The organism is Marinobacter lutaoensis (assembly GCF_001981305.1).
GTDB lineage: Bacteria > Pseudomonadota > Gammaproteobacteria > Pseudomonadales > Oleiphilaceae > Marinobacter > Marinobacter lutaoensis.
This window is the reverse complement of sequence record NZ_MSCW01000004.1, coordinates 20415-46414: the sequence shown is the minus strand read 5'-3', so window position 1 is coordinate 46414 and position 26000 is coordinate 20415. Positions and strand designations below refer to the sequence as shown.

Genomic DNA, 26000 nt, shown 5'->3' with positions numbered 1-26000 from the left:
AGGTTAACTCCGCTCAACCTTTGCCGGCGCCTTGCACCAACAGGTGGCACGGCCCTGCGGCCCGCCGGCGCGGATCATTCGATCGAGCAGGCCACCGCGGCGAGCCGGCGGTATTCGGAGGGGGTCATCCCTTTCAGGGCCATGAACCGGCGGTTGAAGTTGGAAATGTTGGTGAAGCCGACATCAAAGCAGATCTCGGTGATCGACATGTCGCTGTGGGCCAGGCGGTCGCAAGCCCGGTTGATGCGCAGGCTGTTGACGAACTCCACGAAGCGGCGCCCCGTTGCCTGGCGGAAGAAACGTGAAAAGTAGGAGGGTTTCATGTCCAGCTCGGCGGCCACCTCCTCCAGGCACAGGTCCTCGTGGTAGTGATCGAAGATGTAGTTCACCGCCTGGTTGACCCGCTGCTGGTTCTTTTCACCGGCGACCGAGAAGTAGTTTTCGCTCGACAGCAGCCGGTAGTCGTCGGTTTTGGCCAGCATGTCCATGAACACCAGGAAGTGCCCCAGGCTTTCCAGCCCGTCCGAGTGGGCGATCCGGTCCATCAGGTCGTAGGCGCGGCGGATCGTGTCCCGGCCTTCGAACTGGATGCCAAAGCGCGAACGGTAGAGCAGGTCGTCCAGTTCTCCGAACTCCGGCATCACCTGGCGGGCGGACTGGATGACCTCGTCGGTGAACACCACCACGCGGTCGCGCTCCGGGTAGACGTCCTGCTCGTCGGTATGGCTGATCCAGTTGTGTGGCAGGTTGGGGCCGGTCAGGATCAGGTTGCCGGGATAGAAGTTACCGATGTAATCCCCGACGAACACCTTGCCCGTGCTGTGGGTGATCAGGTGCAGCTCGTATTCCTTGTGGTAGTGCCAGCGCACCAGCTCGTCCGGGAAGCCGTGCTGGCGGTACAGGATCGAACCGTTGGTTTTCGGGGGAATCAGCTCGTACGACGGATCGGATTGGCGAAGTGGGCGAGAGGTCATGGCCGTCACCTGGGTGCCTGTTGTTTTTGTTTGTGACGGCCCATGATAGGAAATTGCACCGGATCTGTACACTTTGTTCACCCCGCCGATTTTTCAGGAATCCATAAGCCAATGAAAAAACGGGTAAACCGGCAAGGCGAGCGGCAGCCCGCCCGCCCATTCCGGGCTCCGGGGTGTGCAAAAAAGTACAGGGATTGAGTCAATTATGGATTTGTCCGGGCTCCGGGCATGCAGTCTAATTGGGTCACCCTCGCTCCCCGCCGTTCCCCTCCGGCACGGCGGTCGGGTGCCTAGAACGATAACAACGAGCCGGCCACGGCAAAGGAGTGTGTCTTGATGAAAACCCGCCTAGTTCCCGTGCTGATGGCATCCGCCATCGCCATGTCGTCCACCGCATGGGCCAGCACCACCGTCACCATCGGGACGGTCAACAACGGTGACATGGTCCGGATGCAGAAGCTTTCCGCCGAGTTCGAGAAAACCCACCCGGATATCCGGCTGGACTGGGTGGTGCTGGAAGAGAACGTGCTGCGCCAGCGCCTGACCACCGATATCGCCACCGAGGGTGGACAGTTCGACCTGATGACCATCGGCCTGTACGAGACCGGCCTGTGGGGTGCGCGGGGCTGGCTGACGCCCATGGAGAACCTGCCGGCCAGCTACGACGTCGACGACATCTTCCCGTCGGTCCGGGATGGCCTGTCGGTGGACGGCACGCTCTACGGCCTGCCGTTCTACGCCGAAAGCTCGATGACCTACTACCGCAAGGACCTGTTCGAGGCCGCCGGACTGTCGATGTCGGAACAGCCCAGCTGGGACCAGATCCGCGAGTTCGCCAAGACCCTGAACCGGCCGGAGCAGGAACAGTACGGCATCTGCCTGCGGGGCAAGGCCGGCTGGGGTGAAAACATGGCGCTGGTGACCACGCTGGCCAACGCCTTCGGGGCCCGGTGGTTCGACGAGGCTTGGCACCCCGAGTTCACCGGCCCCGAGTGGACCCGGGCCATCACCTTCTACACCGATCTGCTGGGACAGTATGGTCCGCCCGGCGCCTCGTCCAACGGTTTTAACGAAAATCTGGCGTTGTTCAATTCCGGCAAGTGTGCCCTCTGGGTGGACGCCACCGTGGCCGGTGCCTTCGTGACCGATCCGAGTCAGAGCGAGGTGGCGGATGCGGTCGGATTCGCGCTGGCGCCGAAGGAAGTGACGGCGAAGGGCGCAGGCTGGCTTTGGTCCTGGGCGCTGGCGATCCCCTCCAGCTCCGATGCCAAGGACGCGGCCCGGGCGTTCGCGGTCTGGGCGACGTCCAAGGAGTATTCCGAGCTGGTTGCGGAACGGTACGGCATTGCCGCGATTCCCCCCGGTACCCGCTTGTCCACCTACCGCAACGAGGCGTACATGAACGCGGCACCGTTCGCCGCGGTGACCCTGACCTCGCTGGAGCGGGCCGACCCGAACGATCCGACGCTCAAGCCGGTGCCCTATACCGGCATCCAGCTGGTCTCGATTCCGGAGTTCCAGTCCATCGCCACCCAGGTCGGCAAGCTGGTTTCCGGTGCTCTTTCCGGCAGCCTGTCGGTGCCCCAGGCGCTGAAAAGTGCCCAGGCGGTGTCCGAGCGGGAAATGAAACGCGCGCGCTACATCAAGTGATGCACCTGGCCCGGTTCGCCGGGCGGTTTGCGCCGACTCACAAGGATGGGAACAAGCCATGAGTATCACGAGTCTGCAGGCAGGGGTGAACACCGTGACTGAGGCCAGAACTGGAACGACAACGCGACACCCGGCGCCCCGCCTCCGTCGGGGGCGCCGCATCGGGCTGGCGATGCTGTCGCCGTCGGTGGCGTCGCTGCTGCTGTGGATGGCGGTGCCGCTGGCCATGACGGTCTATTTCTCCCTGATCCGCTACAACCTGCTCTACCCCGGGGACGAGCCGTTCGTCGGGCTGGAGAACTACCACTACTTCCTGACCGACGAGGGGTTCGTCGCCGGGGCCCTGAACACCCTGTGGCTGGTGCTTTCGGTGCTGGCGATCAGCGTGATCGCCGGGGTCCTGATCGCGGTACTGGTGGACACCCCGTTCTTCGGGCGCGGCATCGTGCGGGTGATGCTGATCTCGCCGTTCTTTATCATGCCCACGGTCAGTGCCCTGGTGTGGAAAAACCTGCTGCTGCACCCGGTGTCCGGCGTATTTGCTGCCGTCTGGCGCCTGTTCGGCGCCACCCCGGTCGACTGGTTCGCCGAGTATCCGCTGCTGTCGATCATCATGATCGTGTCCTGGCAGTGGATCCCGTTCGCGGTGCTGATCCTGATGACCGCCATGCAGTCCCTGGACCAGGAGCAGAAGGATGCCGCTCGCCTCGACGGCGCCGGCCCGTTGGCGATCTTCCGGCACATCACCCTGCCGCACCTGGCCCGCCCCATCGCCGTGGTGATCATGATCGAGACCATCTTCCTGCTGTCGATCTTCGCCGAGATCTACACCACCACCGGCGGCGGTCCCGGCTACGACACCACCAACCTGGCGTACCTGATCTACAGCCAGGCACTGCTGCAGTTCGACGTGGGCATGGCCTCGGCGGGCGGGTTGATTGCGGTGGTCATCGCCAACATCGCCGCCTTCGTCCTGGTACGGATGATCGGCAGGAACCTGACCGACAAGGCCTGAGGAGACGAGACGATGCTGACCCTGAAACAGACGCGTCGCCTGCGCACCCTGCTGCTGGGCACTCTGGCCTGGCTGGTGGCCCTGGCGCTGTTCTTCCCCATCCTCTGGATGATCCTGACCAGCTTCAAGACCGAGCTGGCGGCCTTCGCCAGCCCGCCGGAACTGTGGTTCCGGCCGACGCTGGAGAACTACCTGCACATCGACGAGCGCAGCGACTACTTCCACTACGCCTGGAACTCGGTGGTGGTGTCCTTCGGCTCGACCCTGTTCGGCATGCTGCTGGCGGTGCCGGCGGCGTATTCCATGGCGTTCTTCGAGACCCGGCGCACCAAGGGTACGCTGCTGTGGATGCTGTCCACCAAGATGCTGCCGCCGGTGGGGGTGCTGGTGCCCATCTACCTGCTGTTCAAACAGTTCGGCCTGCTCGATACCAAGACCGGACTGGTGATCATCTACACGCTGATCAACCTGCCGATCATGGTGTGGATGGTGTACACCTACTTCAAGGAAATCCCCCGGGACATTCTCGAAGCGGCCCGCCTGGACGGTGCCACGGCGGCGCAGGAGATCTGCCGCGTGCTGCTGCCGATCGCCAAGGGCGGCCTCGCCTCCACCGTGCTGCTGTCGCTGATCCTGAGCTGGAACGAAGCGTTCTGGTCGCTCAACCTCACCTCCTCCAGTGCCGCGCCGCTGACGGCGCTGGTGGCGTCCTACTCAAGCCCCGAGGGGCTGTTCTGGGCGAAGCTGTCCGCGGTCTCGACCCTGGCCTGTGCGCCGATCCTGGTCTTCGGCTGGCTGAGCCAGAAACAACTGGTCCGTGGTCTTTCCTTCGGTGCTGTCAAATAACAAAAGGTTTCCCCATGGCGAATCTGACAATCCGTAATCTGCACAAGGTCTTCGAGGGGACCGAAATCATCAAGGGCATTGATCTGGACATCAAGGACCATGAGTTCGTGGTCTTCGTCGGCCCCTCGGGCTGTGGCAAATCCACGCTGCTGCGCCTGATCGCCGGGCTGGAGGAGGTGACCGGCGGCCACATCTATCTGGACGACCGCGAGATCACCGACATGGCGCCGGCTCGGCGCGACCTGGCGATGGTGTTCCAGACCTACGCCCTGTATCCGCACATGACCGTGAGGAAGAACCTCTCGTTCGCGCTGGACCTGGCCCGCGTCGACAAGGCCGAGGTGGCGGCCAAGGTGGCGGAGGCGGCCCGCATCCTGGAGCTTGAGCCCCTGCTGGAGCGCAAGCCCAGGGCCCTGTCCGGCGGTCAGCGCCAGCGGGTGGCGATCGGGCGCGCGATCGTCCGTCATCCGAAGATCTTCCTGTTTGATGAACCCCTCTCCAACCTGGATGCCGCGCTGCGCGTGCAGATGCGGCTGGAACTGGCGCGACTGCACCAGGAGCTGAACGCCACCATGATCTATGTCACCCACGACCAGGTGGAGGCCATGACGCTGGCGGACAAGGTCGTGGTGCTCAACGGCGGCCGCATCGAACAGGTGGGCTCGCCGCTGACGCTGTATCACCACCCCGTGAACCGCTTCGTGGCTGGCTTCATCGGCACGCCGCGAATGGCCTTCCTCGATGGCCGGGTGACGGCGGCGGAGGCTTCCACGGTCTCGGTGGCCCTGGCGTGCGGGCCGGAGTATCGCCTGGAGCTGGAGGGACGGGGCCTGAAACCGGGGGACGCGGTGACGCTGGGGATACGGCCGGAGCATATCCAGGTGTGCGAGGCCCAGGCGAGCCCGTTCCAGGTCACCCTGGATGTCACTGAGCACCTTGGGGCCGACACCTACTGCTATGTCAGGACGGACAGCGGCGAGACCCTCACCGTGCGGGCCCCGGGAGACTTCTCCGGGCGTTTCGGTGACCGGGTGGGGCTGCTGCCGGATCTCGCCCACGGCCACCTGTTCGACGCCAGTGGCCGGGCCATGCCCAAACCGGGGGCGCCGGCACAGGCTGCCTGAGCCCTCGCAACCACACCTGTGCAAACCGGATTCTGGCCCGCCGGCTGGCGGGCCCGGGGCTGCTTGTCCGCGGCGCCCCCTGGATGACCAACGGCAGGGCCGAACGGCCCGGGGTAACGACGATGAAACTCAACAGCGAAACACTGGCTCGACTGCCGGCGCGGGTGCTCCGGCCCGTGTACGACCGCCGCCGGGTCCGGCAGGGCATCGTGCACATTGGGGTCGGCGGCTTCCACCGTGCGCATCAGGCCATTTACACCGAACAGCTGCTCCAGCAGGGGCAGGCAATGGAATGGGGCATTTGCGGCGCCGGCCTGCGCCCGGAAGACCGCGCCATGCGTGAGGCGCTGGTGTCCCAGGACTATCTCTACACCCTCTACGAGCTGGGCGACAGCGCCGACACCCGGATCCAGGTGGTGGGGGCGATCGGCGACTTCCTGCTCGCCGACGAGGACCGTCCGGGGCTGATCGCCCGGCTGGCGTCGCCGCAGACGCGCATCGTCTCCCTGACCATCACCGAAGGCGGTTACTGCACCGATGACGACACCGGCGAGTTTCTCGCCGACCTGCCGGCGATCCGCCACGACCTGGCGCACCCCGAGGCACCCACCACGGTGTTCGGTTTCCTGGCCGAGGCGCTGGCGCGTCGGCGCGCCGCCGGCGTTGCGCCGTTCACCGTGATGTCCTGCGATAACCTGCCGCACAACGGCCGGGTGGCGCGCAACGCTCTGCTGGGATTTGCCCGGCGGCGCGATCCTGCCCTGGGCGACTGGATCGCCGAGCACGTCTGTTTCCCCAATTCGATGGTAGACCGCATCACGCCGACCACCAGCGACGCCCACCGGCGCCGGCTGCAGGCGGAAACCGGCATCGAGGACGCCTGGCCGGTGGTGGCCGAACCCTTCTCGCAGTGGGTTCTGGAGGACCGTTTCTGCGACGGCCGGCCCGCCTGGGAAACGGTTGGCGTCCAGTTCACCGACGACGTGACCCCCTACGAGGACATGAAGATTGGCCTGCTCAACGGCGGCCACCAGGCCTTGGCCTACCTCGGGGCTCTGCTGGGCCACCGCTACGCCCATGAAACCATGCAGGACCGGCAACTGCGTGACTATGTCCGGGCCTATATGGACCGGGACGTGACGCCCGGGCTGAAACCGGTGCCCGGTATCGACCTGACGGCGTACAAGGACACCCTGATCCAGCGTTTCGCCAATGTCGCCATCGGCGACCAGATCAGCCGGATCGGCTACGACGGCTCGTCACGGCTGCCGAAGTTCGTGGTGCCGACCCTGATGCGCCAGATCGATACCGGCGCGCCACTGGCACGGACCGCCCTCATCTTCGCTGCCTGGGTGCAGTATCAGCGGGCGGTGGATGAGCAGGGGCGCCCGTTCACGGTGGGCGACCCCCGGGCCGAACAGGTCGCTCAGGCGACCCGCCCCGGGCCGGACCAGGTCGAGCGGGTGCTGGCGCTGGAGCCGGTATTCGGGCGGAAGATTCCAGCCTGTCCGGCGTTCGTGGACGCCTTCCGCCGGCAGCTCGAGCGCCTGCAGACCCTGGGGGTACGCAGGACCCTGGCGCTGACGCTGGCTGAATGAGCCGGCCCGGCGCCGGCGGATACCCCTTCAGTGTGTGGCCCGGTGGTCCGGGCCCGGTCAAGGAGAATTCAGGAATGCCCACGCTTCTGGAGCAGTTAAAACAGTACAGTGTCGTGGTCGCCGATACCGGCGATCTGGAGGCGATCCGCCGCTTCGCCCCGGAGGATGCCACCACCAACCCGTCGCTGATTCTGAAGGCGGTGCAGTCGGGCCAGTACGACGCCCTGATCGATCCGGTCCTGCAGGCTTCGGCCGGCACCGGCGGGGACCTGGAGGCGATCATCGACGATGCCTGCGATCGCCTGGTGGTGGCCCTGGGCTGCCGGATCCTGGAGGCGGTGCCGGGGCGTGTTTCCACCGAGGTCAACGCCCGCCTGTCCTTCGATACCGAGGCCAGCATTGCCAAGGCACGGCGTCTGATTGCGGGCTATGAACAGGCCGGCGTCGGCCGCGACCGGGTCCTGATCAAGCTGGCCGCGACCTGGGAGGGGATCCGCGCCGCCGAGGTGCTCGAGCGCGAGGGCATTGCCTGCAACCTCACCCTGATCTTCAGCTTTGTCCAGGCCCGGGCCTGCGCCGAGGCCGGCGTATGGCTGATCTCGCCCTTCGTGGGCCGGATCCTGGACTGGTACCGGCGCCACCAACCGGAGCGGCAGGACCCGCCGGCGCAGGAACCGGGGGTACGCTCGGTGCAGCGCATCCAGCGTTACTTCTGGCAGCAGGGCTACCGCACCCGGGTCATGGGCGCGAGTTTTCGCAACTGTGGCGAGATCCTGGCGCTCGCCGGCTGCGACCGCCTGACCATCAGCCCGGAGCTGCTCGATGAGCTGGCGTCGACGCACGGTCTGCTGGAACCGGTTCTGGGGCGGGAGCCGCAGGCACCGGCGGAACCCGTGGCGCCGCTGACCGAGGCCGAGTTCCGCTGGCGGATGAACGAGGATGCCATGGCCACCGACAAGCTGGCCGAGGGCATCCGGGGGTTCGAGGCGGATCAGCGGCGGCTGGAACAGCTGCTGCGCGAGCGTCTGACGGGGAGGCGGTAAGCCATGTATCTGGGTGTCGACTGCGGCACGCAGGGGACCAAGGTGGTGATCCTGGATCCCGAGCAGGCTCGCATCCGGGGCGAAGGACAGGCCGCCCATGAGCTGATCAGCGCCGCCAACGGCCGCCGCGAGCAGCGCGTTGAGTGGTGGACTCACGCCTTCCGCCAGGCCTATCGTCAGGCGCTCGACCGTGCCGGCATCGACGGCCGGGCGATCCGTGCCATTGGCGTGTCCGGACAGCAGCATGGCATGGTGCTGCTGGATCGTGCCGGCGCGGTCATCCGGCCGGCCAAGCTCTGGTGCGACACCGAAAGCGCGGCCCAGAACGCCCAACTGGTGGCGCAGCTGGGGGGCGAGGCGGGCTGTCTCGAACGGCTGGGGCTGGTGCCGGCCACCGGCTATACGCTGTCCAAACTGCTGTGGCTGAAACAGCACGAGCCCGAGGCCTTCGGGCGGATCGGCACGATCCTGCTGCCGCACGATTACCTCAATTACTGGCTGACCGGTGAGTGCGCCGCCGAGCGTGGCGACGCCTCCGGTACCGGCTACTTCGATGTGCGCACCCGGCGTTGGGCGCCCGAGGTGCTGGCTTTGATCGCACCGGACGGGCGGCTGGAGCGGGCGTTGCCACGGCTGCTCCGGGCCGAGGAACCGGTGGCGACGGTGCGCCCGGCGTTGGCGCGGGAGCTGGGGCTGGCGGAGGGTGTGCTGGTGGCCAGCGGCGGTGGCGACAACATGATGGGCGCCATCGGCACCGGCAACATCGCCGATGGCATTGTCACCCTGAGCCTTGGCACGTCCGGCGCGCTCTATGCCTGCACCGAGCGTCCGCCGGTGCTGTCGTCGCCGCTGGTGGCACCGTTCTGTTCCTCCAGCAATGCCTGGCTGCCGTTGATCTGTACCATGAACCTGACCGGGGTCGTCCATCAGGTGCGCACGCTGTTCGGTTACGATCTCGAGCGCTTCCAGCAGGAGGCCGACCGCGCCGGCATCGGCGCCGGCGGCATCACCCTGCTGCCGTTCCTGAACGGTGAGCGGGTGCCGGCGTTGCCCCGGGCCAGCGGCAGCCTGCTCGGACTGAACACCCAGAATCTGACTCCCGCCAATCTTTGCCGGGCGGCTCTGGAAGGGACCACCTTCGGCCTGCGCCATGGCCTCGACCTGCTGCGGGCCAGTGGAATCCGCTGCGACAGTATCCGCCTGATCGGGGGCGGTGCGCGCAGCCCGCTCTGGCGCCGGCTGGTGGCCGAGATTCTCGACACCCAGGTGGTCTGCCCCCGGGTGGGGGAGGCCGCCGCGTTGGGGGCGGCGATCCAGGCCGCCTGGTGCGAACAGCATCAGCGAGGCACCGGTGTTTCCCTGGCGGAGCTGTGTGGCCGTTTCGTTGCCCTGGACCCGGATTCGGCGGTGACGCCCGAGGCCGGGGCGGTGGCCCGCTACCGGGACGCCTATCAACGCTACCGCCGGCACCTGAACCAGCTTCACCCCGATGCCTGAAGGCCGCAGGCAACGCGCCGGGACTAGGCGTTCAGGTCTGCCTGAGTGGGCAGGGCGTCGAAGGCGCCCTTGCGGGTGACAGTGAACGCGCCGCAGCGCATCCCCAGGTCCAGGATCGCCTCAAGCTGGTCCCGGTCGTCCAGAGCGGCCAGGCGGTCGCGATCGATACCCCGTTCCGCCAGGGCGTAGAGGACGCCCCCGGTAAAGGCATCCCCGGCCGCCGTGGTGTCGACCGCCCGCGTGGCCGGGGGGTGCAGCCGGCCCGCTAGGCGCGTGCCCTGATAGCACAGCGGGTCGCCGCCGTCGGTAATCAGGATCAGGCTGACGCCGGCGGCGCGGATCCGCTCCAGCACCTGGGCTTCGGTCCGGTCCCGGCACAGGAACGCCAGCTCCTCGCGGCACAGCTTGAGCAGGTCGCTGCGGGCGATGGCCTGCCACAGGAAGGGCGTCGGGTCGACCCCGGCCGGCCACAGGTTGTGGCGCAGATTGACGTCAAAGCTGATCAGGTACCCGGCGGCGCGGGCCTGTTCGATGCCGGCCAGGGTGGTGGCGCGAATGCCGGGTTCGGTCAGCGTGTTGGAGCAGAAATGGAACAGGCCGGGCTCGGCAAACCACGCCGGCCGAAACTCCTCGGGCCGGAACAGCAGGTCCGCCGACGGCGAGCGGTAGAACTCGAACGAGCGCTCGCCCCGGGCATCGAGGGAGACGAAGGCCAGGGCGGTTTTGGCCTGGTCGGTCTGCAGCAGATAGTCGGTGCGGACGCCCGCCGCCGCCATTGCGTCGCGCAGACAATCGCCGAACATGTCCCGACCCACCTTGCCGGCGAAGTAGCTGCGGCCGCCGAGCTTGGCGACGGCCACCGCGACGTTGGCCGGGGCGCCGCCCGGGAAGCGGGTGAAGGTTTCCGGCCCGTCCGGCGCGGTGCCGGCCACGCGGTTGGAGAGCATGTCGATCAGGGCCTCTCCGAAACTGATGACTTTCATCATGATGTCCGTCTCTCGCCATCAATGACCATGACTGGGTGCTTGCCGGACAGGCTAGCACAGGCCGGGCAATGTTACATATATCCTTGATTTAAATATGAATTATTTTGGGATTATGTATGCAATAAGAGTAAAAAAAGTATCGGAATGGGCGGAGCCGGGGCGCTTGCCCCGACCGTGATCACCGGCTCTCGGCCTGAAATTCCGGCCGGGTGTGTTGAACCAGAACTTCCATGAACACATCCCTGGGTTTGTTGAAGCGGCCGTGACGGCGGGTAATGGCGGCGATCCCGAGCTTGTACACCCGCTCATCCGGCAGCAGTGGCTTGAGCTTTCCCTTTTGGACCCAGGGCTCGACGTACTGCTCCGGCAGGAAGCCCAGATAGGCGCCGGACAGCACCATGGCAAGGCGGGTTTCGTAGTAGTAGGCCGAGGCGGCCTTGTTCAGCCCCTGCAACTGGACGGCAACCTGCGGGTTGGTCTGAATGCCCGCGTGCACCAGTTTGTATTCCCCCACCCGGGCGCGGATCCGGTCGGGGGTGTCGTCGAGGTCGAACAGGGGATGGCCGTCACTGCAGTACAGGTAGCAGGTTTCTTCGTACAGTGGCTGGTACACCAGGCCGTCCAGCTCCCGGTGGTAGGGGATGAACCCCACATCCGCCTCGTCGTTGAGAATGCGCCGCTCGATCTCGTTCATGGGCGCGGTTTCGAAGTTGATGTAGACGTCGGGCGCGCGCTGGCAGAAGGCCCCCAGCACGTCGGGAAAACAGCTGCGGCTGTCGAGGCTGATGGTATCGCTGGCGACCAGGTTCAGTTCGCCGCTGACCTGCACGTGCAGCGCGTTGACGGTGGAGCGGAAATCCTCCATCTGGGAGAACAGTCGCCGTACGGCGTCGTAGATGATGACCCCGTCCTCGGTCAGGGCGAAGCCCGAGCGCCCCCGGGTGCACAGGGTCAGCTTCAGGCGCTGTTCCAGATTGGACATGTGCACGCTGATGGTGGAACGGCTAACGTTGAGCACGGCCTCGGCGGCGGAAAAGCCGCCACACTCCACCACGGTCTTGAATACCCGCAACAGCCGGATCTCGTAATCGCCCACCTGTCCCAGCTCCGCCATAACCGCTGAGGCCGGGCTGGGGGTGTCCTGATTTTGTTTTACGTTCATAAAAGTAAATGTTTAATCATCGTTATTTATAAAACTTTTGGTCCCACTCTAAGATGATCCGCACGCGCAGGCCACCCCTACTTAGGGCGAACAGGCCGGCCCCTTCCACGGAGTGATCAGACCGATGTTTGCAAGCAATAACCGTTCCCCTATATCCGATTTCAGTCACCTGCTGGCGCCCTGGTACCGGGCCGGAGAATGCCCCGGCGACGGCCATGCCCGGAGCCGCACCTTCGCGGTCACCAACCCCGCCACCGGCGAGACCCTGGCGGTCTTGGCCGACGCCAGTGCCGGTGACGCCGAAACGGCCATTGCCCGTGCCAGTCGCGCGCTGCCAGCCTGGCAGCGGCTGTCGGCCAAGGCCCGGGCCTCGGTGTTGCGGCGTTGGTTCGACCTGATTGTCGAACATGCCGATGACCTGGCCACCCTGATGACCCTGGAGCAGGGAAAACCCCTGGCCGAGGCCCGGGGGGAAGTGCTCTACGGTGCCTCCTTTGTCGAGTGGTTTGCCGAGGAAGCGAAACGGCTGTACGGCGATGTCATCCCCGCCCACCAGGCGAACCAGCGTCTGGTCGTGCTGCGCCAGGGGGTCGGTGTCGTGGCGGCGATCACGCCGTGGAACTTCCCCAATGCGATGATCACCCGGAAAGTCGCGCCCGCGCTGGCCGCCGGTTGCACGGTGGTGCTCAAACCGTCGGAGTTGACCCCCCTGTCGGCGATCGCGCTGGTCAACCTGGCCTACCGGGCGGGGGTTCCGGACGAGGCCCTGCAACTGGTGCTCAGCACGCGGGCGGCGGAGATTGGCCAAGCCCTGTGCGCGGATCCTCGGGTGCGAAAACTGACGTTCACCGGCTCGACCCCGGTGGGGAAGACCCTGATGCGCCAGTGCGCGGATACCGTGAAAAAGCTCGGCCTCGAACTGGGGGGCAATGCCCCGTTTATCGTGTTCGACGATGCCGATCTCGACGCCGCGGTCCAGGGCCTGATGCGGTCCAAGTTTCGCAATGCCGGCCAGACCTGTGTGTGCGCCAACCGAATTCTGGTGCAGGAGCGCGTCTACGACGCCTTCCTCGACCGGCTGGCGCACGCCGTCAGCCAGCTTGAGGTCGGGAATGGCCTCGAGACCGGCGTGACCCTGGGGCCGCTGATCAATGAGAGTGCCGTGGCCAAGGTCGAGCGCCTGGTCAACGAGGCCCGCTCGGCGGGAGCCCAGGTGCTGGCGGGCGGGCAGCGCCACCCGGCGGGGCCGGGCTTCTACGCACCGACGGTGCTGACCGGTGTCGACGCCGGCATGTCGGTGTGCCGGGAGGAAATTTTCGGCCCCGTGGTGCCGGTGCTTGCCTTCAGGGATGAGGCCGAGGCCCTGGCCATTGCCAACGATACCCCGTTCGGCCTGGCGGCCTATTTCTACAGCCGGGATGTCGGGCGGATCTGGCGGGTGGCCGAGGGCCTCGAATACGGCATGGTCGGGATCAACGAGGGGGCGATCTCCAATGAAGTGGCGCCGTTCGGCGGCGTCAAGGAGTCGGGCCTCGGTCGGGAGGGGTCCAAGTACGGCCTGGAAGAGTTCACCGAACTCAAGTACCTGTGCCTGGGCGGGTTGTAACGCGCCCGGGTGTTTCCGGACACATTCATCCGGGGCCCGGCTGACCCGGGCGCCGAGTCATCTGACGGGCGGTTGGCCGTTTCTGAACCGCCGTAACCATGGAGTTTCATTCATGACCAACGAACACTTGCAACAGCGCAAGGAAGCCGTGATCGCCCGGGGAATGGGAAACCTGGCCCCGATCTACGTGGACCGGGCGCGCAACGCGGAACTGTGGGATGTCGAGGGTAAGCGCTACATCGACTTCGGCGCCGGTATCGCCGTGGTCAATACCGGCCACTGCCACCCCAAGGTGATCGCCGCGGTCCGGAACCAGCTGGACAAGGTCACCCACAGCTGCCTGACCGTCACCCCCTACGCCGTTGCCGTGGAACTGGCGGAACGGCTGGTGCGGATCGCCCCTGGTCCGAGTGCGAAAAAGGCCATGTTCGCCAGCACCGGCGCGGAGGCGGTGGAGAACGCGGTCAAGATCGCCCGGGCCCATACCGGCCGCAGGGCCATCGTCGCGTTTGACGGCGGCTTCCATGGCCGCACCAACCTGACTCTGGGGCTGACCGGCAAGGTGGCGCCCTACAAGGCGGGTTTTGGGCCCTTCCCCGGCGACCTCTATCGTCTGCCGTACCCCAATGCCTATCACGGCGTGTCCGACGACCAGGTGTTCGAGGCCCTGCGGATGCGCTTCAAGACCGACATCGAGCCGGATCAGGTGGCGGCGGTGGTCATTGAGCCGGTCCAGGGCGAGGGTGGCTTCTACCGGGCCCCCGTCGAGTTTCTGCAACGGCTGCGGGCGCTCTGTGATGAACATGGCATCCTGTTGATCTGTGATGAAATCCAGACCGGGTTTGCCCGCACCGGCAAGATGTTCGCCCTCGAGTACGCGGGGATCGAGGCCGATATCATGACCATGGCCAAGGGCATCGCGGGCGGCTTCCCGCTGTCGGCGGTGGTTGGCAAGGCGGAGATCATGGACGCGGCGAACCCGGGGGGACTGGGGGGCACCTACGGCGGTTCGCCCATTGCCTGTGCCGCGGGCCTGGCGGTGTTGGCGGTCATCGAAGAGGAACGGCTGTGCCAGCGTGCCCTGGCCGTTGGCGAACGGATCGGTGGCAGGCTGCGCGAGCTGCAGGCCCGCCATCCGGAAATCATCGGTGATGTCCGCCAGCTGGGGGCCATGGTGGCGGTGGAGTTCGTTCACGACGGCCAGGCCAGCCGACCCAACACCGAGCTGCCGAAAACGCTGGCGGCGGAGGCGGTCGGGCGTGGCCTGATTCTGCTGACCTGCGGTATTCGGAGCAACGTAATCCGCTTTTTGCCGGCGCTGACGGCCCCCCTGGAGGTCGTTGACGAAGGCATGGCGATATTCGCGGAGCTGCTGGCCGAGCACGGCTGATACCGGCGGGGCCGGTCACCCCCGGAAGTTGAATCCCGTGAAAAACTGGTATTAAATCGCGCCTATGTTTCGCTAGTTAAAACAACATTCCATATAAGTGGCGAGGTAAGCGTATGTCCGAGGTCGTGACCTACACCCGTGAAGACCGCGTGGGTGTGATTTGCGTGAACTATCCGCCGGTCAATGCCCTGGGCCACGGCGTCCGGAGCGGGCTGGTGGCGGCCCTGGAGCAGGGGCTGGCGGATGCCGGTGCCGGGGTCCTGCTGCTGGTCTGCGAGGGCCGCACCTTCATGGCCGGGGCGGATATCCGGGAGTTTGGCAAACCGATGCTGGAGCCGACCCTGCCGGAGGTGATCCATCGGTTCGAGAACAGCACCAAGCCGGTGGTGGCGGCGATTCACGGCACCGCCCTGGGGGGCGGCCTGGAGACCGCGCTCGGCTGTCACTACCGGGTGGCCGTGGCGTCGGCCCGGGTCGGCCTGCCGGAGGTGAAACTGGGCCTGCTGCCGGGCGCCGGTGGCACCCAGCGGCTGCCGCGTCTGACGGGCGCCGCCAAGGCGCTGGAGATGATCACCCGGGGCGATCCCATCGGCGCCGAGGAAGCGCTGGCGCTGGGCATCGTTGACGCGGTTGAGCCCGATGGCGATATCCGCCAGGTGGGGCTGGCCTTCGCCCGACGGGTGCTGGCGGAGGGGCGCCCGGTGCGCCGTGTCCGCGATCTCACCGACAAACTGGAGGCGGACCGGGGCAGCGAGGTGTTCCAACAGTTCCGGGATGCTTTGAAGATCCGGGCCCGGGGGCTGTTCTCGCCGTTCAAGTGCGTGGACGCGGTGGAAGCGGCGTTCACGCTGCCATTTGACGAGGGCATGAAACGGGAGCGGGCCCTGTTCCTGGACTGCATGGCCTCGCCCCAGCGCGCGGGCCTGGTGCATGCCTTCTTCGCCGAGCGCCAGGTTGCCAAGGTGAAGGGCCTGGCCAAGGAGACCCCGGTTCGCGAGGTTCGCCGTGTCGGTGTCGTCGGTGCCGGTACCATGGGCGGTGGCATCGCCATGAATTTCGCCAACGCCGGGATGCCGGTGGTTCTGCTGGACGCCAGTCAGGATGCGCTTGACCGGGGGCTGGCGGTGATTCGCCGCAACTATGAGCATTCCGCCCGCAAGGGCAAACTGAGCCCGGCCCAGATTGAGGAGCGCATGGCACGGATCCAGCCCAGCCTCGACTACGACGACCTTCGGGACGTGGACCTGGTGATCGAGGCGGTGTTCGAGGATCTGGCCGTCAAGCAGGCGATCTTTGCCCGTCTGGATGCGGTCTGCAAGCCCGGCGCCATCCTCGCCTCCAACACCTCCACTCTGGACATCGACGCCATCGCCTCGGCCACCCGCCGCCCGGAGGACGTGGTGGGCATGCACTTCTTCAGCCCCGCCAACGTCATGAAATTGCTGGAAAATGTGCGTGGCCGCCGGACTTCGGACGAGGTCAAGGCCACGGTGATGGCGGTGGCGCGCCGGATCGGCAAAGTCGGCGTGATGGTGGGCAACGGCTATGGCTTCGTGGGCAACCGGATGCTGCATGTCCGTGGTGCCGAAGCGCTGGCGCTGGTCAACGAGGGGGCCAGCCCCCAGCAGGTGGATCGGGTGCTGACCGATCTCGGCTTCCCGATGGGGCCGTTCGCCATGGCCGATCTGGCGGGCCTCGATGTGGGGTACCGCATCCGGGAAGAACGGCGCAAGGCCGGTGTCGTGGTGCCCGACAGCTGGATGGATACGCTGGTGGCACGGGGCCGGCTCGGGCAGAAGACCCAGGCCGGCGTGTACCGCTACGAGGACGGCAGCCGGACACCGCTTCCGGACCCGGACGTAGCGACCCTGATCGAGGACTTCCGGCGCGCGCAGGGGATCGCTACCCGTACCATCGACGACCAGGAAATCCTTGAGCGCTGCCTGTACGTGATGATCAACGAGGCGGCCCGGATTCTGGAGGAAGGCATCGCCGACCGCCCCCTGGACATCGATGTCATCTGGATCCACGGCTACGGCTTCCCGGCCTACCGGGGCGGCCCTCTGTTTTGGGCCGACCAGGTGGGCCTGGACACCATCCTGGCCGCCGTCCGTGGGTACCATGAGCGGCTGGGTGGCGAGTCGTGGCGCCCGGCACCGCTGCTGGAACGCCTGGTCCGCGAGGGCCGGTGTTTCGGCGATCTGACATGAGAGGCTCCGACGCGCCGCGGGAGGTGTCATGAACACGCTGAACAGGAATTACATCAACGGTCGCTGGGTGGCCTGGGACGGCGACATGATCGACGTCCACGAGGCCGCCACCGGCGAGGTGATCGCCCGGGTGCCGGCGGCCGGGGCTGCTGAAATGGACCAGGCGGTGGCGGCGGCCCATGCCGCCTTTGACGACTGGTCGCAAAGCCCGGTGGCGCGCCGTCTGGCGGTACTGGAGCAGCTGCACTCGGGCCTCCTGGCCCGGGCCGGGGAGATCGCGCAGACGGTGTGTCGCGAAGTGGGCATGCCGATCCGGCTGGCCACCGCCATCCAGGCCGGACTGCCGGCCACCGTGACCCGGACGTATCTGGACCTGCTGCCCAGCTTCCCGTTCCGGGAGACCGTCGGCAACTCCGAGGTGCAGTACCTGCCGGTGGGCGTGGTGGGCTGCATCACACCCTGGAATTACCCGCTGCATCAGGCGGTCCTGAAAGTGGTGCCGGCTCTGGCAGCGGGGTGTACGGTGGTGCTCAAGCCCTCGGAAGTGGCGCCCCAGAGTGCCTACATCCTGGCGGAAATCCTGGACAGTACCGGGCTGCCGCCCGGGGTCTTCAACCTCGTCTGTGGCCCCGGCGCCACCGCCGGCGAAGCCCTGATTCACCACCCGGACGTGCGCATGCTGTCCTTCACCGGCTCCACCGACACCGGCCGGCGTGTCGCCCACGCCGCCGCCGACGATTGCAAGCGCCTGGCCCTGGAGCTGGGGGGCAAGTCCGCTTCGCTGGTGCTGCCGGATGCGGATCTGGCGGCGGCGGTCAAGGGCACCGTCAACAGTTGTCTGCTCAACTCCGGTCAGACCTGCACCGCCCTGACCCGGCTGCTGGTGCCCGCCGACCGCCATGACGAGGCCTGCGAGCTGGCTGCGGCGGCGGTGGCGCGGATGACCCCGGGCAATCCCCTGGATGAGGCCACGCGCCTGGGGCCGCTGGCGTCCGCGCAGCAGCACCGGCGGGTGCTGGACTACATCCGGCTGGGGCTGACCGAAGGCGCCACGCTGGTGACGGGCGGGCCGGACGCGCCGGAAGGCTGTGCGCGGGGCTACTTCGTCAAGGCGACGGTGTTCGGCCATGTGCGCCCGGACAGCCGTATCGCTCAGGAGGAAATCTTCGGGCCGGTGCTGTGTGTCATCCCCTACCGGGACGAGGCCGAGGCGATCGGTATCGCCAACGGCACCCGTTATGGCCTGTCCGGCGCCGTGTGGTCCGCCGATCCGGAGCGGGCTCGCCAGGTGGCGGGCCGTCTGCGCAGCGGTCAGGTGACGGTCAATGGCGGGGCCTTCAACCCCCGGGCGCCGTTCGGTGGTTTCGGCCATTCCGGCCTGGGTCGGGAGTTCGGTCGGTGGGGGCTGGAAGAGTTCCTGGAAGTGCGTTCGCTCCAGCTCTGAGCCGGGCCCGGTCAGGCCTGCCCGCCCAGCAGGATGCGCACGGCGGTGCAGGCGTCCTCCAGTTCCTCGTCACGGGGTTCCCGACCGCCGATGATGTCGCTGTACAGGCAAGATTCGGCCAGGCGCACCATGAAGTAAGACAGGCTGTCCAGGTTCATGGGCGGGTCCAGCGTACCCCGCGCCACCTGTGACCGCAGCAGCTCGGTATTGGCGGCCACCGTGCGCCGGTGCAGCAGGGACTGGGACGAGGTCAGGATCTTGAGGGCGTATTCCGGGTCCTGGTGGATGAAGCGCCGCAGCGGCTCGAAGTGCAGGATGGTGGAGTTGATGTAACGGTACACCGCCACCACGTAATCGACGCCTTCGCCCGGGGTCCGCGCCAGGGCGTCCTGGCGCAGGGGATCGTACAGGGACCAGAGAATCTCGCCGATCAGCAGGTCCTTGTTGCCGACCCAGCGAAACAGGGTGGCGCGCCCGATGGCGAGCTCGTCCGCCAGGGAGGCGAGGTGGATGCGTTCGCCCTTGAGCCACATCCGCCGGGCCCGTCTGAAGGCATCGGCCGGCGTCGCTTTCGTTGTTGTCCTGCCTGTCACGGAAACCTCACTGCACGTTTGGCGCCTAGTCTAACCAAAAACCCCCGCCCCCGCTCCCGTTACAGCCACAGGTCCCGGATCGGGGTGTCCGGGCGAAAATGATGCTGGATCTGCGCCTGCAGCAACTCTGCGGTGGCGAGGGCGTCGGTCAGGGCGTTGTGGGACGGGTAGTGGGGCAGGCCGTAACGGCCCCGGCTGTCCGCCAGGCGGATGGAGACCGGTTGCCTGCCCAGCAGCCTCTGCCAGCGGCTGGGGTGCCGGTTCGGATGCAGATGGGCCTCGATGGCCATGGTGTCGAGTACCGGAAAGCGGATGCCCTCGCCCAGTCGCCACTGCAACGCGACATTGAGGAATGGGCGCTCGATGGCCCGGTAATGCACCACCGGAATGCGGCCGTTCAGGTAGCCGAACAGGGTATCCAGCACCTCCGCCAGGTCCGGCGCCTGATCCAGGTCGGAGTGGGTGATGCCGTGCACCGCCACCGAGTCCCGGCTCAACGGCAACAGGGGCCGCACCAGCTGATGCCAGGCCTGTGCCAGCGGGATGCCCTGGAGGGTGAAGGGCACCACGCCGATACTGACGATGGAATGCCGGTTCGGGTCCAGGCCGGTGGTCTCGAAATCCAGCGCCACCAGTGGCACCTCCGCCATGGCTGTGTCCGGCGCCACGCAGCCGGCCTGGTAGAAGGCCCGGAGCTGGGGCGACCGGGTGTGGGCGGCCAGGGCACGGTACTGGGCCGGCCAGTCGGTGTTCTGGTGCCTGGCCTTGCCGATGGAGGTCTTACTGCGCATTGCGGCCGACCTGGGCGTTGTAGCGGAAACGCAGGAATTTCTGAGCGTTGCTGACCACCTGGAAGGCGTCCTTCAGGTGGCTGCGCTCGAACGGCGACAGGTCTTCCGGCTGCACGTTGTTGTCCGGCTTGCGTCCGGCCTCGATGGCCAGGGCCTGGTGCCGGATGCGGACGATGGAAATGAACTCCAGGGCGTCCCTCAGGTTCCCCAGGTCGTCCTCCAGCAGCAGTTTGGTCTTGCCGATATCGCGCAGCCGCTCGAACGAGTTCTGGGCCCGGGAACCGCAGGCCAGTGCATGCACCCGGATCAAGTCGGACAGGGGCGCGGTGCCGCGACGCTTGAGGTTGAAGGTCTTGCGGTGCTGGCCGTCCTCCTCCAGCACGAAGGTCCGGAAAAAACCCAGCGGTGGGGTTCGGTTCAGGGCGTTGCGCGCCAGCAGGGTGAGGAACCGCTGGCTGTGGCTGGCCTTCTCCGCGATCAGGGTTTTCAGGGTTTCGGCAAACTCGGTCTGGCCATGGATGCCGTCCAGATCGAAGAAGATGTTGCTGTTGAGCAGCGCCTCGGCCTTGGGGTGCTCGATCCAGTCGGTGAAGTACTGCTGCCAGACCCGCAGCGGCTGCCGCCATTTCGGGTTGGTGGCCATGATGTCGCCGGTGCAGTAGGTGTAGCCACACTCGGCCAGGCCATCGCTGACGAACCGGGCCAGGGCCAGGAAATACGCGTCGTGCTGCTCGGCCACGAAACGGTCGTCCAGGATCATGGCGTTGTCCTGGTCGGTAACCACCAGCTGCTCGTCCCGGGCCATGGAGCCCAGGGCCATGAAACAGTAGGGCACCGGCGGCGGGCCCAGCATTTCCTCGCCCAGCTCCAGCAGGCGCTGGGTGAAGCTGCGGCCGATGCCCGCCATGGCGCTGCCGATCATGTGGGAGTTGGCGTCCTCGTTGACCATGCGCACGAAGGTGTCCGGAACCTCCTGGCTGATCCGCTTCAGCCCCTTGAGGTCCTTCTGGCGGTGGATGTTGCTGACCAGGTACAGGCTGCTCTGGCTCTCGTACTTGACGATGTCCGAGAGGGCGATGACGCCGCGCACCTCGTCGCCGTCCATCACCGGCAGGTGATGGACGTTGTTGTGCAGCATGGTCAGCATCGCCTCGAAGATGTAGGCGCTGGAGCGGATGGTGATCAGGTCGGAGGTCATGATGTCGCTGATCGGGGTTTCCGAGGGCAGCGCCTCGGTGACCGCCCGGGTGCGCAGGTCGCGGTCGGTGACGATGCCCTTGAGCCGGGGCGGGATCGTGCTTTCGTCCATCAGCAGCAGCGCCGAGACCCCCTGTTCGGTCATGATCCGGGCGGCTTCCTGCAGGCGCACGGTCCAGGGCGCCCAGACCGTTGGCCGGGCGATCAGGCGGGTTACCCGCGCCGTCATCAGGTCATTGGCCTTCTCCCGGCGTGACAGCGCCGAGCGCAACCGGCTGCGGTCCTCGATCTCGACAAAGTCGGCGAAATTCTCGTCATGCTCGAACAGGTACTGGAAGGTGGCGTCGGGAATCCGGTACACCAGGGTGTCCTCCAGCGCCCGGGCCGGGAACCGGACCCGCTTGTTCATCAGCAGGCCGATCTGGCCGAAGATCTCGCCCTCGCCGAGACGGTTGTACAACTCGCCGGAGCGGCGGAAGACCTCCACCGCGCCGCTGCGGATGTAATAGAGCCAGCGGCTGTCCTGGCCGAAGTCGAGAATGGCGCTTCCGGCCCGGAAATACTGCACCTCGATGCTCTGCACCACCTGCTCCAGCAGTGCCTCCGGCATCTCGTCGAAGGGCGGGTACTGGGCCATGTGATTCCGGATATCGATGAGTTCCGCCTGCATGCGCGTCCCTGACCTGGCTTGAGTGTGAAAGCAAAACTGTAAGTTAATCAAGGACTATAGCAACAGGCGGCGGCGCTGGCCACGCCGGAGCCCGGCTCCGCCGATTGACCCCGGAGCCGGCTGTTGCTAGCCTTGCGGCACCTTTCCAGGTGTCCGTCGCAAAGCGCGACGGATGAAACGGGAAATCGGTGCGCCTGGCCCTGGCCAGAGCAAGTCCGATGCTGCCCCCGCAACGGTAAGCAGGTTAACGGCAATCAAACGCGCCACTGTGCCCCTTGGCATGGGAAGGTGATTGCCCGGGAAGCGCGCTTCCACCTGCAAGCCCGGAGACCGGCCTGGAAGGACACCCGGAGTTGCGGAGGGCAGCGTGGGTGGGCGACATTCCGGCCCCCGTCTCGGCCGGTCTGCCTCCTGCCCCAGAGGATGTCTCCGCAACCGGTCAACCGAAGCCTGATTCCCGTGCGGGTGCGCGCGATCTGCGGAGTAATACAGACATGTCCAGACGTTCCATTCCGGCAACCCTTGCCGGCCTTTCCCTGGCGGCCCTGCCCCTTGCCGTGGCGGCCCAGTCCGAAAACGAAGATGCCGACAGGCTGGATCCGATTGTGGTGACCGCGACGCTCGGTCCGGCAACCGTGGGTGAGACGCTGTCCTCCGTGACCGTTGTCGATGAGGAAGACCTGCGTCGCCAGCAGCCTGTGAACTTTTCCGAGGTCATGGCCGCCCAGCCGGGGGTGTCTCTGACCGAGAGCGGCTCGTTCGGCAAGCAGACCAGCGTCTTCATGCGCGGTCACGCCTCCGATGCCTCGGCGCTGTTGGTGGACGGAATCCGGATCCGCTCCGCCACCACCGGCTCGCCGGCCTGGAACTATCTGCCTCCGCAGCTGATCCGACGGGTTGAAATTGTCCGCGGCAGCCGCAGCAGTCTGTACGGCGCGGATGCCGTGGGCGGGGTGGTGCAGGCCTTTACCCTGCCTTCGGAGCCTGGCCATTCCGCGTGGCTGGAAGTGGGCGGTGGCAATTTCGATGCCCGGCAATACGGCGCCGGCGCGTCGGTCAACGAGAACGGGACCCGGGCCGCCCTGGGCGTGAATCGTTACCGTACCGATGGCGCGCCGGTCATCGAAGGCGGCGACGACAAGGGATACCGGAACACCTCGGGTGTTGCCAGTGCCAGCCACACCTTTGGCAACGGCGTCAAAGCCGGATTCACGTTTTTGTCGGCGGAAGGCAACGTCGAGTATGAAGGCGGGGAGGATGATTTTCTGTTCCAGACCGCCGGGGTCCAGGTGGAGGTGCCGGTGACCGAGGCCTGGAGGACCGTCCTTCAGTTTTCCGACGCAAGGGATGAAATCGATGGTGAAACCTTCGGCACCTGGGGCGGCCCCTATGAAATTGACACGGTCACCCGTACCTCCCGGCTCGAAAACTGGGTGACGCTGGGGGTTCATGAGTTTGTCATCGGCGCGGAGTCCCAGGTGGATCAGGTGGACGGCTCCACGACGTACGACGAGTCCAGCCGCTCCAACCACGCCTTCTTCGGTCAGGCCCTGCTCAATTTCGGTCGCACCGATGTCAACCTCAGCCTGCGCAACGACGACAACGAAGCCTATGGCGACCAGACCACCTGGGGTTCCGCCGTGGGCTACCGGCTGGACCGCCATCACCGCCTGCGGGCCAGTGCCGCAACCTCGTTCAAGGCGCCGTCCTTCAATGACCTGTACTATCCGGGATTTGGCAATCCGGACCTTGAACCGGAAGAAGCGGTCAGTTATGAACTGGGAATGGAAGGACGGTATGCCCACGCCTTCTGGGACATCGCGGTATTCCATTCGGATGTGGACGACCTGTCCTTGCCGAAACAGAACGCCGCCAGCAGCGTGCCGGAGGCCCGGCTTCGGGGCATCGAGCTGACCGGTGGCTGGGAGCAGGCCGGCTGGCGCGTGCAGGCCGCCGCGACCGTGGGCGACTATGAGGACCGTCAGACCGGCGAGCCGCTGGTCCGGCGGGCGGAAAACACCGTCCGGGTCGATCTCGACAAGACGGTGGCCCGCTGGAACTTCGGGGCCACCTTCCGTGCCGAAAGCCATCGGGACGATGACGTGTACGACAGCAGCACGTTCACCACGAAACGCGAGCGTATTGCCGGCTTCGGCGTCTGGGACCTGCGGGTATCCAGGGAGCTGATGCCGGGACTGCGGGCCGCCCTCTCGGTGGACAACGTGGCGGACAAGGAATACGCCACCGCCCGGTACGCGCCGGGGACCGACTACATCAGCGCGGGCCGGATCGTGTTCCTGTCGGCGCGCTATGATTTTCATCCGTAACCTCACCCCGGGAGACTCGACACCCTCATGAGCACGGCGTTGGCGCGCATCACCGGACTGGCCCTGTTGGCGCTGCTGTCCCTGGCTTGCCAGGCCGCGACGCCCCGGTGCGCGGTCGACGCCCTGGCGCAGCGGCTGTGTCTGGAGGCGCCGGCCGGGCGCGTCGTGTCATTGTCCCCGGGCGCCACCGAGTTGCTGTTTTCCGCCGGAGCCGGCGACGCGGTGGTGGCGGTCAGCGCTTGGAGCGACTACCCGCCGGAGGCCGCCCGCCTGCCCCAGGTGGGGGACAGTCAGCGGCTGGACCTCGAGGCCATCGTCGCCCTGGCACCGGAGCTGGTGGTGGCCTGGACCGACGGCAACGCCCGCACCCAGCTGGACCGCCTCGCGGCTCTCGGCGTGCCGGTGTTCTGGCTGGCGCCCCGGGACTTCGACGACATTGCCGGGGCGGTGGAGGCGCTGGGGCACCTGACCGGACATGACGCCCTGGCGGCCCGGCGCGCGGCGGCGTTCCGCGCCGCCATCGACGAGTTGCGGGTCCGCTACCGTGAGGCCCGGCCGGTGCGGGTGTTTTACCAGGTCTGGGACCAGCCGCTGATGACCGTCAACGGCGACGAGCTGATCAGCAAGGCCATCGCCCTGTGCGGAGGGCGCAACGTGTTTGCCGACTCGCCCCGGCTGGTACCCCGGGTCACGGTGGAGTCGGTGCTGGCGGCAGACCCGGAAGCGATCGTCACCGCCGGTCGGGGCGACGGCGGCTGGCTGGCGCGCTGGCGCCGCTTCCCGGAGCTGACCGCGGTGGCCCGGGACAACCTGTTCCTGATGACTCCGTCGCTGCTGCAGCGGCCGACCCTGCGGGTGGCGGCGGGCAGTCATGAACTGTGCCAGCGTCTGGAGCAGGCCCGTGGCCGCCTCTGATCTGCTCCGGCCGCTGTCGTTGCTGCTGCTGGCGGCACTGGCGGCGGTGCTGGTCTCGGTGGCCACCGGCAGCGCCGACCTGTCCTTGGAACAGGTGCTGGCGGTGCTCTCCGGCGGTGGCAGCGAACTGCAGCGCACCCTGGTGCTGGAACTGCGACTGCCGAGGACGCTCGGGGCCTTTGCCACCGGCGGCCTGCTGGCGGTGGCGGGGGCCTTGATGCAGGTGCTGCTGCGCAATCCCCTGGCCGATCCCTACGTGCTGGGCCTGTCCGGAGGCGCGGCCTTCGCGGCGCTGCTGGCGATGCTGTCCGGACTGGCCGGTTGGCTGGTGTCCGGCTCCGCCTTCGCCGGCGCCCTGCTGTCGACCCTGCTGGTGTTCGGGCTGGCCCATGGCAGCGGTAGCTGGACCCCGGCCCGGCTGCTGTTGACCGGGGTGGTGATGGCCTCCGGCTGGGGCGCGTTGATCACCCTGGTGCTGGCGGTGGCACCGGCCCGGCAGTTGCCGGGCATGCTCTACTGGCTGATGGGTGATCTGTCCCAGTCGGCGTCGCCGGGGCCGGCGCTGGCACTGCTGGTTGGGGTGTGTGTGCTGCTGATGCCCCTCGGCCGGACCCTCAACGTGCTTGCCCGGGGACCCCTGCAGGCGGCCGTGCTGGGGGTTTCGGTCCGGCCCCTGGAATGGCTGGTCTACCTGGTCGCCAGCCTGATGACTGCCACCGCCGTGACCATCGCCGGCACGGTCGGTTTTGTCGGCCTGGTGGTCCCACACCTGCTGCGCCTGCTGCTCGGCAACGACCAGCGGCTGATCCTACCGGCCTGCGCCCTGGCCGGCGGCACCTTGCTGGTGCTGGCCGATACCCTGGCGCGGGGGGTGGTGGCGCCGGAGCAGTTGCCGGTGGGCGTGGTCACCGCCATGATCGGCGTGCCCACCTTCCTCTACCTGCTGTACCGGAACCGCTGAC

20 protein-coding genes and 1 riboswitch are annotated in these 26000 nt (G+C 66.8%); of the genes, 14 read left to right on the top strand and 6 right to left on the bottom strand.

The window, feature by feature from the left end:
* Positions 1–74: 74 nt before the first annotated feature.
* The gene (locus tag BTO32_RS04865; RefSeq protein ID WP_076723338.1) at positions 75–974 is read right to left on the bottom strand and encodes an AraC family transcriptional regulator; all 900 of its coding nucleotides are present in this window, start codon (positions 972–974) and stop codon (positions 75–77) included.
* A 363-nt stretch (positions 975–1337) separates the two neighbouring features.
* On the opposite strand from BTO32_RS04865, the gene BTO32_RS04860 reads away from it, so the two are divergent.
* From BTO32_RS04860 to xylB, 7 genes are all read left to right on the top strand, one after another.
* On the top strand, positions 1338–2624 hold the full coding sequence (locus BTO32_RS04860) for an ABC transporter substrate-binding protein (protein WP_425435219.1): 1287 nt from the start codon (positions 1338–1340) through the stop codon (positions 2622–2624).
* Between the two features lie 58 nt (positions 2625–2682).
* Positions 2683–3639, top strand: coding sequence for a carbohydrate ABC transporter permease (locus tag BTO32_RS04855; RefSeq protein WP_076723336.1), 957 nt, complete (start codon positions 2683–2685; stop codon positions 3637–3639).
* Between the two features lie 12 nt (positions 3640–3651).
* Complete coding sequence (locus tag BTO32_RS04850) at positions 3652–4485, top strand: carbohydrate ABC transporter permease (RefSeq protein WP_076723335.1); 834 nt, start codon at positions 3652–3654, stop codon at positions 4483–4485.
* A gap of 14 nt (positions 4486–4499) precedes the next feature.
* Positions 4500–5609: an ABC transporter ATP-binding protein gene (locus BTO32_RS04845; protein WP_076723334.1), complete on the top strand. Its 1110-nt coding sequence runs from the start codon at positions 4500–4502 to the stop codon at positions 5607–5609.
* A gap of 122 nt (positions 5610–5731) precedes the next feature.
* Entirely contained in the window at positions 5732–7207 is a 1476-nt protein-coding gene (locus tag BTO32_RS04840) for a mannitol dehydrogenase family protein (protein WP_076723333.1), read from the top strand.
* A gap of 74 nt (positions 7208–7281) precedes the next feature.
* Entirely contained in the window at positions 7282–8250 is a 969-nt protein-coding gene (tal, locus tag BTO32_RS04835; protein WP_076723332.1) for a transaldolase, read from the top strand.
* Between the two features lie 3 nt (positions 8251–8253).
* Positions 8254–9747 carry a xylulokinase gene (gene xylB, locus BTO32_RS04830; protein ID WP_076723331.1) on the top strand — a complete coding sequence of 498 codons (1494 nt, stop codon included), beginning with the start codon at positions 8254–8256 and terminating at the stop codon, positions 9745–9747.
* 23 nt (positions 9748–9770) lie between these two features.
* Here xylB and BTO32_RS04825 read toward each other — a convergent pair whose 3' ends face one another.
* Positions 9771–10733: a carbohydrate kinase family protein gene (locus tag BTO32_RS04825; protein WP_076723330.1), complete on the bottom strand. Its 963-nt coding sequence runs from the start codon at positions 10731–10733 to the stop codon at positions 9771–9773.
* Positions 10734–10911: 178 nt separating this feature from the next.
* Positions 10912–11895 carry a LysR family transcriptional regulator gene (locus BTO32_RS04820; RefSeq protein WP_245820273.1) on the bottom strand — a complete coding sequence of 328 codons (984 nt, stop codon included), beginning with the start codon at positions 11893–11895 and terminating at the stop codon, positions 10912–10914.
* A gap of 124 nt (positions 11896–12019) precedes the next feature.
* Between BTO32_RS04820 and BTO32_RS04815 the strand changes: the two genes are divergently transcribed.
* The 4 genes from BTO32_RS04815 (at position 12020) to BTO32_RS04800 (ending at position 18545) form a co-directional block, all read left to right on the top strand.
* Complete coding sequence (locus tag BTO32_RS04815) at positions 12020–13501, top strand: NAD-dependent succinate-semialdehyde dehydrogenase (protein ID WP_084206784.1); 1482 nt, start codon at positions 12020–12022, stop codon at positions 13499–13501.
* Between the two features lie 112 nt (positions 13502–13613).
* The gene (gene gabT / locus BTO32_RS04810; protein WP_076723328.1) at positions 13614–14891 is read left to right on the top strand and encodes a 4-aminobutyrate--2-oxoglutarate transaminase; all 1278 of its coding nucleotides are present in this window, start codon (positions 13614–13616) and stop codon (positions 14889–14891) included.
* A 113-nt stretch (positions 14892–15004) separates the two neighbouring features.
* Positions 15005–17101 carry a 3-hydroxyacyl-CoA dehydrogenase NAD-binding domain-containing protein gene (locus BTO32_RS04805; RefSeq protein ID WP_076723327.1) on the top strand — a complete coding sequence of 699 codons (2097 nt, stop codon included), beginning with the start codon at positions 15005–15007 and terminating at the stop codon, positions 17099–17101.
* Positions 17102–17129: 28 nt separating this feature from the next.
* Positions 17130–18545 (top strand): aldehyde dehydrogenase family protein, encoded by a 1416-nt coding sequence (locus BTO32_RS04800; protein WP_076723326.1) that lies wholly within the window; start codon positions 17130–17132, stop codon positions 18543–18545.
* 11 nt (positions 18546–18556) lie between these two features.
* Here the strand turns inward: BTO32_RS04800 and BTO32_RS04795 are convergent, their stop codons facing one another.
* Genes BTO32_RS04795 through BTO32_RS04785 form a run of 3 tightly spaced genes read right to left on the bottom strand, consistent with a single transcriptional unit; the run spans position 18557 to position 21796 of the window.
* Positions 18557–19138 carry a QsdR family transcriptional regulator gene (locus BTO32_RS04795; protein WP_139339023.1) on the bottom strand — a complete coding sequence of 194 codons (582 nt, stop codon included), beginning with the start codon at positions 19136–19138 and terminating at the stop codon, positions 18557–18559.
* Positions 19139–19197: 59 nt separating this feature from the next.
* Positions 19198–19929 carry a 3'-5' exonuclease gene (locus BTO32_RS04790; protein ID WP_076723324.1) on the bottom strand — a complete coding sequence of 244 codons (732 nt, stop codon included), beginning with the start codon at positions 19927–19929 and terminating at the stop codon, positions 19198–19200.
* Positions 19919–21796 (bottom strand): DUF294 nucleotidyltransferase-like domain-containing protein, encoded by a 1878-nt coding sequence (locus BTO32_RS04785; protein ID WP_076723323.1) that lies wholly within the window; start codon positions 21794–21796, stop codon positions 19919–19921. The genes BTO32_RS04790 and BTO32_RS04785 overlap by 11 nt, the downstream gene beginning before the upstream one ends.
* A 130-nt stretch (positions 21797–21926) precedes the next feature.
* A riboswitch (cobalamin riboswitch) is annotated at positions 21927–22149 on the top strand.
* Between the two features lie 141 nt (positions 22150–22290).
* Here BTO32_RS04785 and BTO32_RS04780 point away from each other — a divergent pair.
* From BTO32_RS04780 to BTO32_RS04770, 3 genes are read left to right on the top strand one after another with little or no spacing between them, the layout of a single operon-like run.
* Positions 22291–24123, top strand: coding sequence for a TonB-dependent receptor domain-containing protein (locus tag BTO32_RS04780; RefSeq protein ID WP_076723322.1), 1833 nt, complete (start codon positions 22291–22293; stop codon positions 24121–24123).
* A gap of 27 nt (positions 24124–24150) precedes the next feature.
* On the top strand, positions 24151–25038 hold the full coding sequence (locus BTO32_RS04775) for a cobalamin-binding protein (RefSeq protein ID WP_076723321.1): 888 nt from the start codon (positions 24151–24153) through the stop codon (positions 25036–25038).
* A gap of 1 nt (position 25039) precedes the next feature.
* On the top strand, positions 25040–25999 hold the full coding sequence (locus BTO32_RS04770; protein ID WP_176281557.1) for an iron chelate uptake ABC transporter family permease subunit: 960 nt from the start codon (positions 25040–25042) through the stop codon (positions 25997–25999).
* Position 26000: the final 1 nt, after the last annotated feature.

Excerpts from the sequence above, each read along its gene's own strand:
- BTO32_RS04865 (WP_076723338.1), bottom strand. The coding sequence starts at position 974 with ATGACCTCTCGCCCACTTCGCCAATCCGATCCGTCGTACGAGCTGATT.
- BTO32_RS04860 (WP_425435219.1), top strand. The coding sequence starts at position 1,338 with ATGGCATCCGCCATCGCCATGTCGTCCACCGCATGGGCCAGCACCACC.
- BTO32_RS04855 (WP_076723336.1), top strand. The coding sequence starts at position 2,683 with ATGAGTATCACGAGTCTGCAGGCAGGGGTGAACACCGTGACTGAGGCC.
- BTO32_RS04850 (WP_076723335.1), top strand. The coding sequence starts at position 3,652 with ATGCTGACCCTGAAACAGACGCGTCGCCTGCGCACCCTGCTGCTGGGC.
- BTO32_RS04845 (WP_076723334.1), top strand. The coding sequence starts at position 4,500 with ATGGCGAATCTGACAATCCGTAATCTGCACAAGGTCTTCGAGGGGACC.
- BTO32_RS04840 (WP_076723333.1), top strand. The coding sequence starts at position 5,732 with ATGAAACTCAACAGCGAAACACTGGCTCGACTGCCGGCGCGGGTGCTC.
- tal (WP_076723332.1), top strand. The coding sequence starts at position 7,282 with ATGCCCACGCTTCTGGAGCAGTTAAAACAGTACAGTGTCGTGGTCGCC.
- xylB (WP_076723331.1), top strand. The coding sequence starts at position 8,254 with ATGTATCTGGGTGTCGACTGCGGCACGCAGGGGACCAAGGTGGTGATC.
- BTO32_RS04825 (WP_076723330.1), bottom strand. The coding sequence starts at position 10,733 with ATGATGAAAGTCATCAGTTTCGGAGAGGCCCTGATCGACATGCTCTCC.
- BTO32_RS04820 (WP_245820273.1), bottom strand. The coding sequence starts at position 11,895 with ATGAACGTAAAACAAAATCAGGACACCCCCAGCCCGGCCTCAGCGGTT.
- BTO32_RS04815 (WP_084206784.1), top strand. The coding sequence starts at position 12,020 with ATGTTTGCAAGCAATAACCGTTCCCCTATATCCGATTTCAGTCACCTG.
- gabT (WP_076723328.1), top strand. The coding sequence starts at position 13,614 with ATGACCAACGAACACTTGCAACAGCGCAAGGAAGCCGTGATCGCCCGG.
- BTO32_RS04805 (WP_076723327.1), top strand. The coding sequence starts at position 15,005 with ATGTCCGAGGTCGTGACCTACACCCGTGAAGACCGCGTGGGTGTGATT.
- BTO32_RS04800 (WP_076723326.1), top strand. The coding sequence starts at position 17,130 with ATGAACACGCTGAACAGGAATTACATCAACGGTCGCTGGGTGGCCTGG.
- BTO32_RS04790 (WP_076723324.1), bottom strand. The coding sequence starts at position 19,929 with ATGCGCAGTAAGACCTCCATCGGCAAGGCCAGGCACCAGAACACCGAC.
- BTO32_RS04785 (WP_076723323.1), bottom strand. The coding sequence starts at position 21,796 with ATGCAGGCGGAACTCATCGATATCCGGAATCACATGGCCCAGTACCCG.
- BTO32_RS04780 (WP_076723322.1), top strand. The coding sequence starts at position 22,291 with ATGTCCAGACGTTCCATTCCGGCAACCCTTGCCGGCCTTTCCCTGGCG.
- BTO32_RS04775 (WP_076723321.1), top strand. The coding sequence starts at position 24,151 with ATGAGCACGGCGTTGGCGCGCATCACCGGACTGGCCCTGTTGGCGCTG.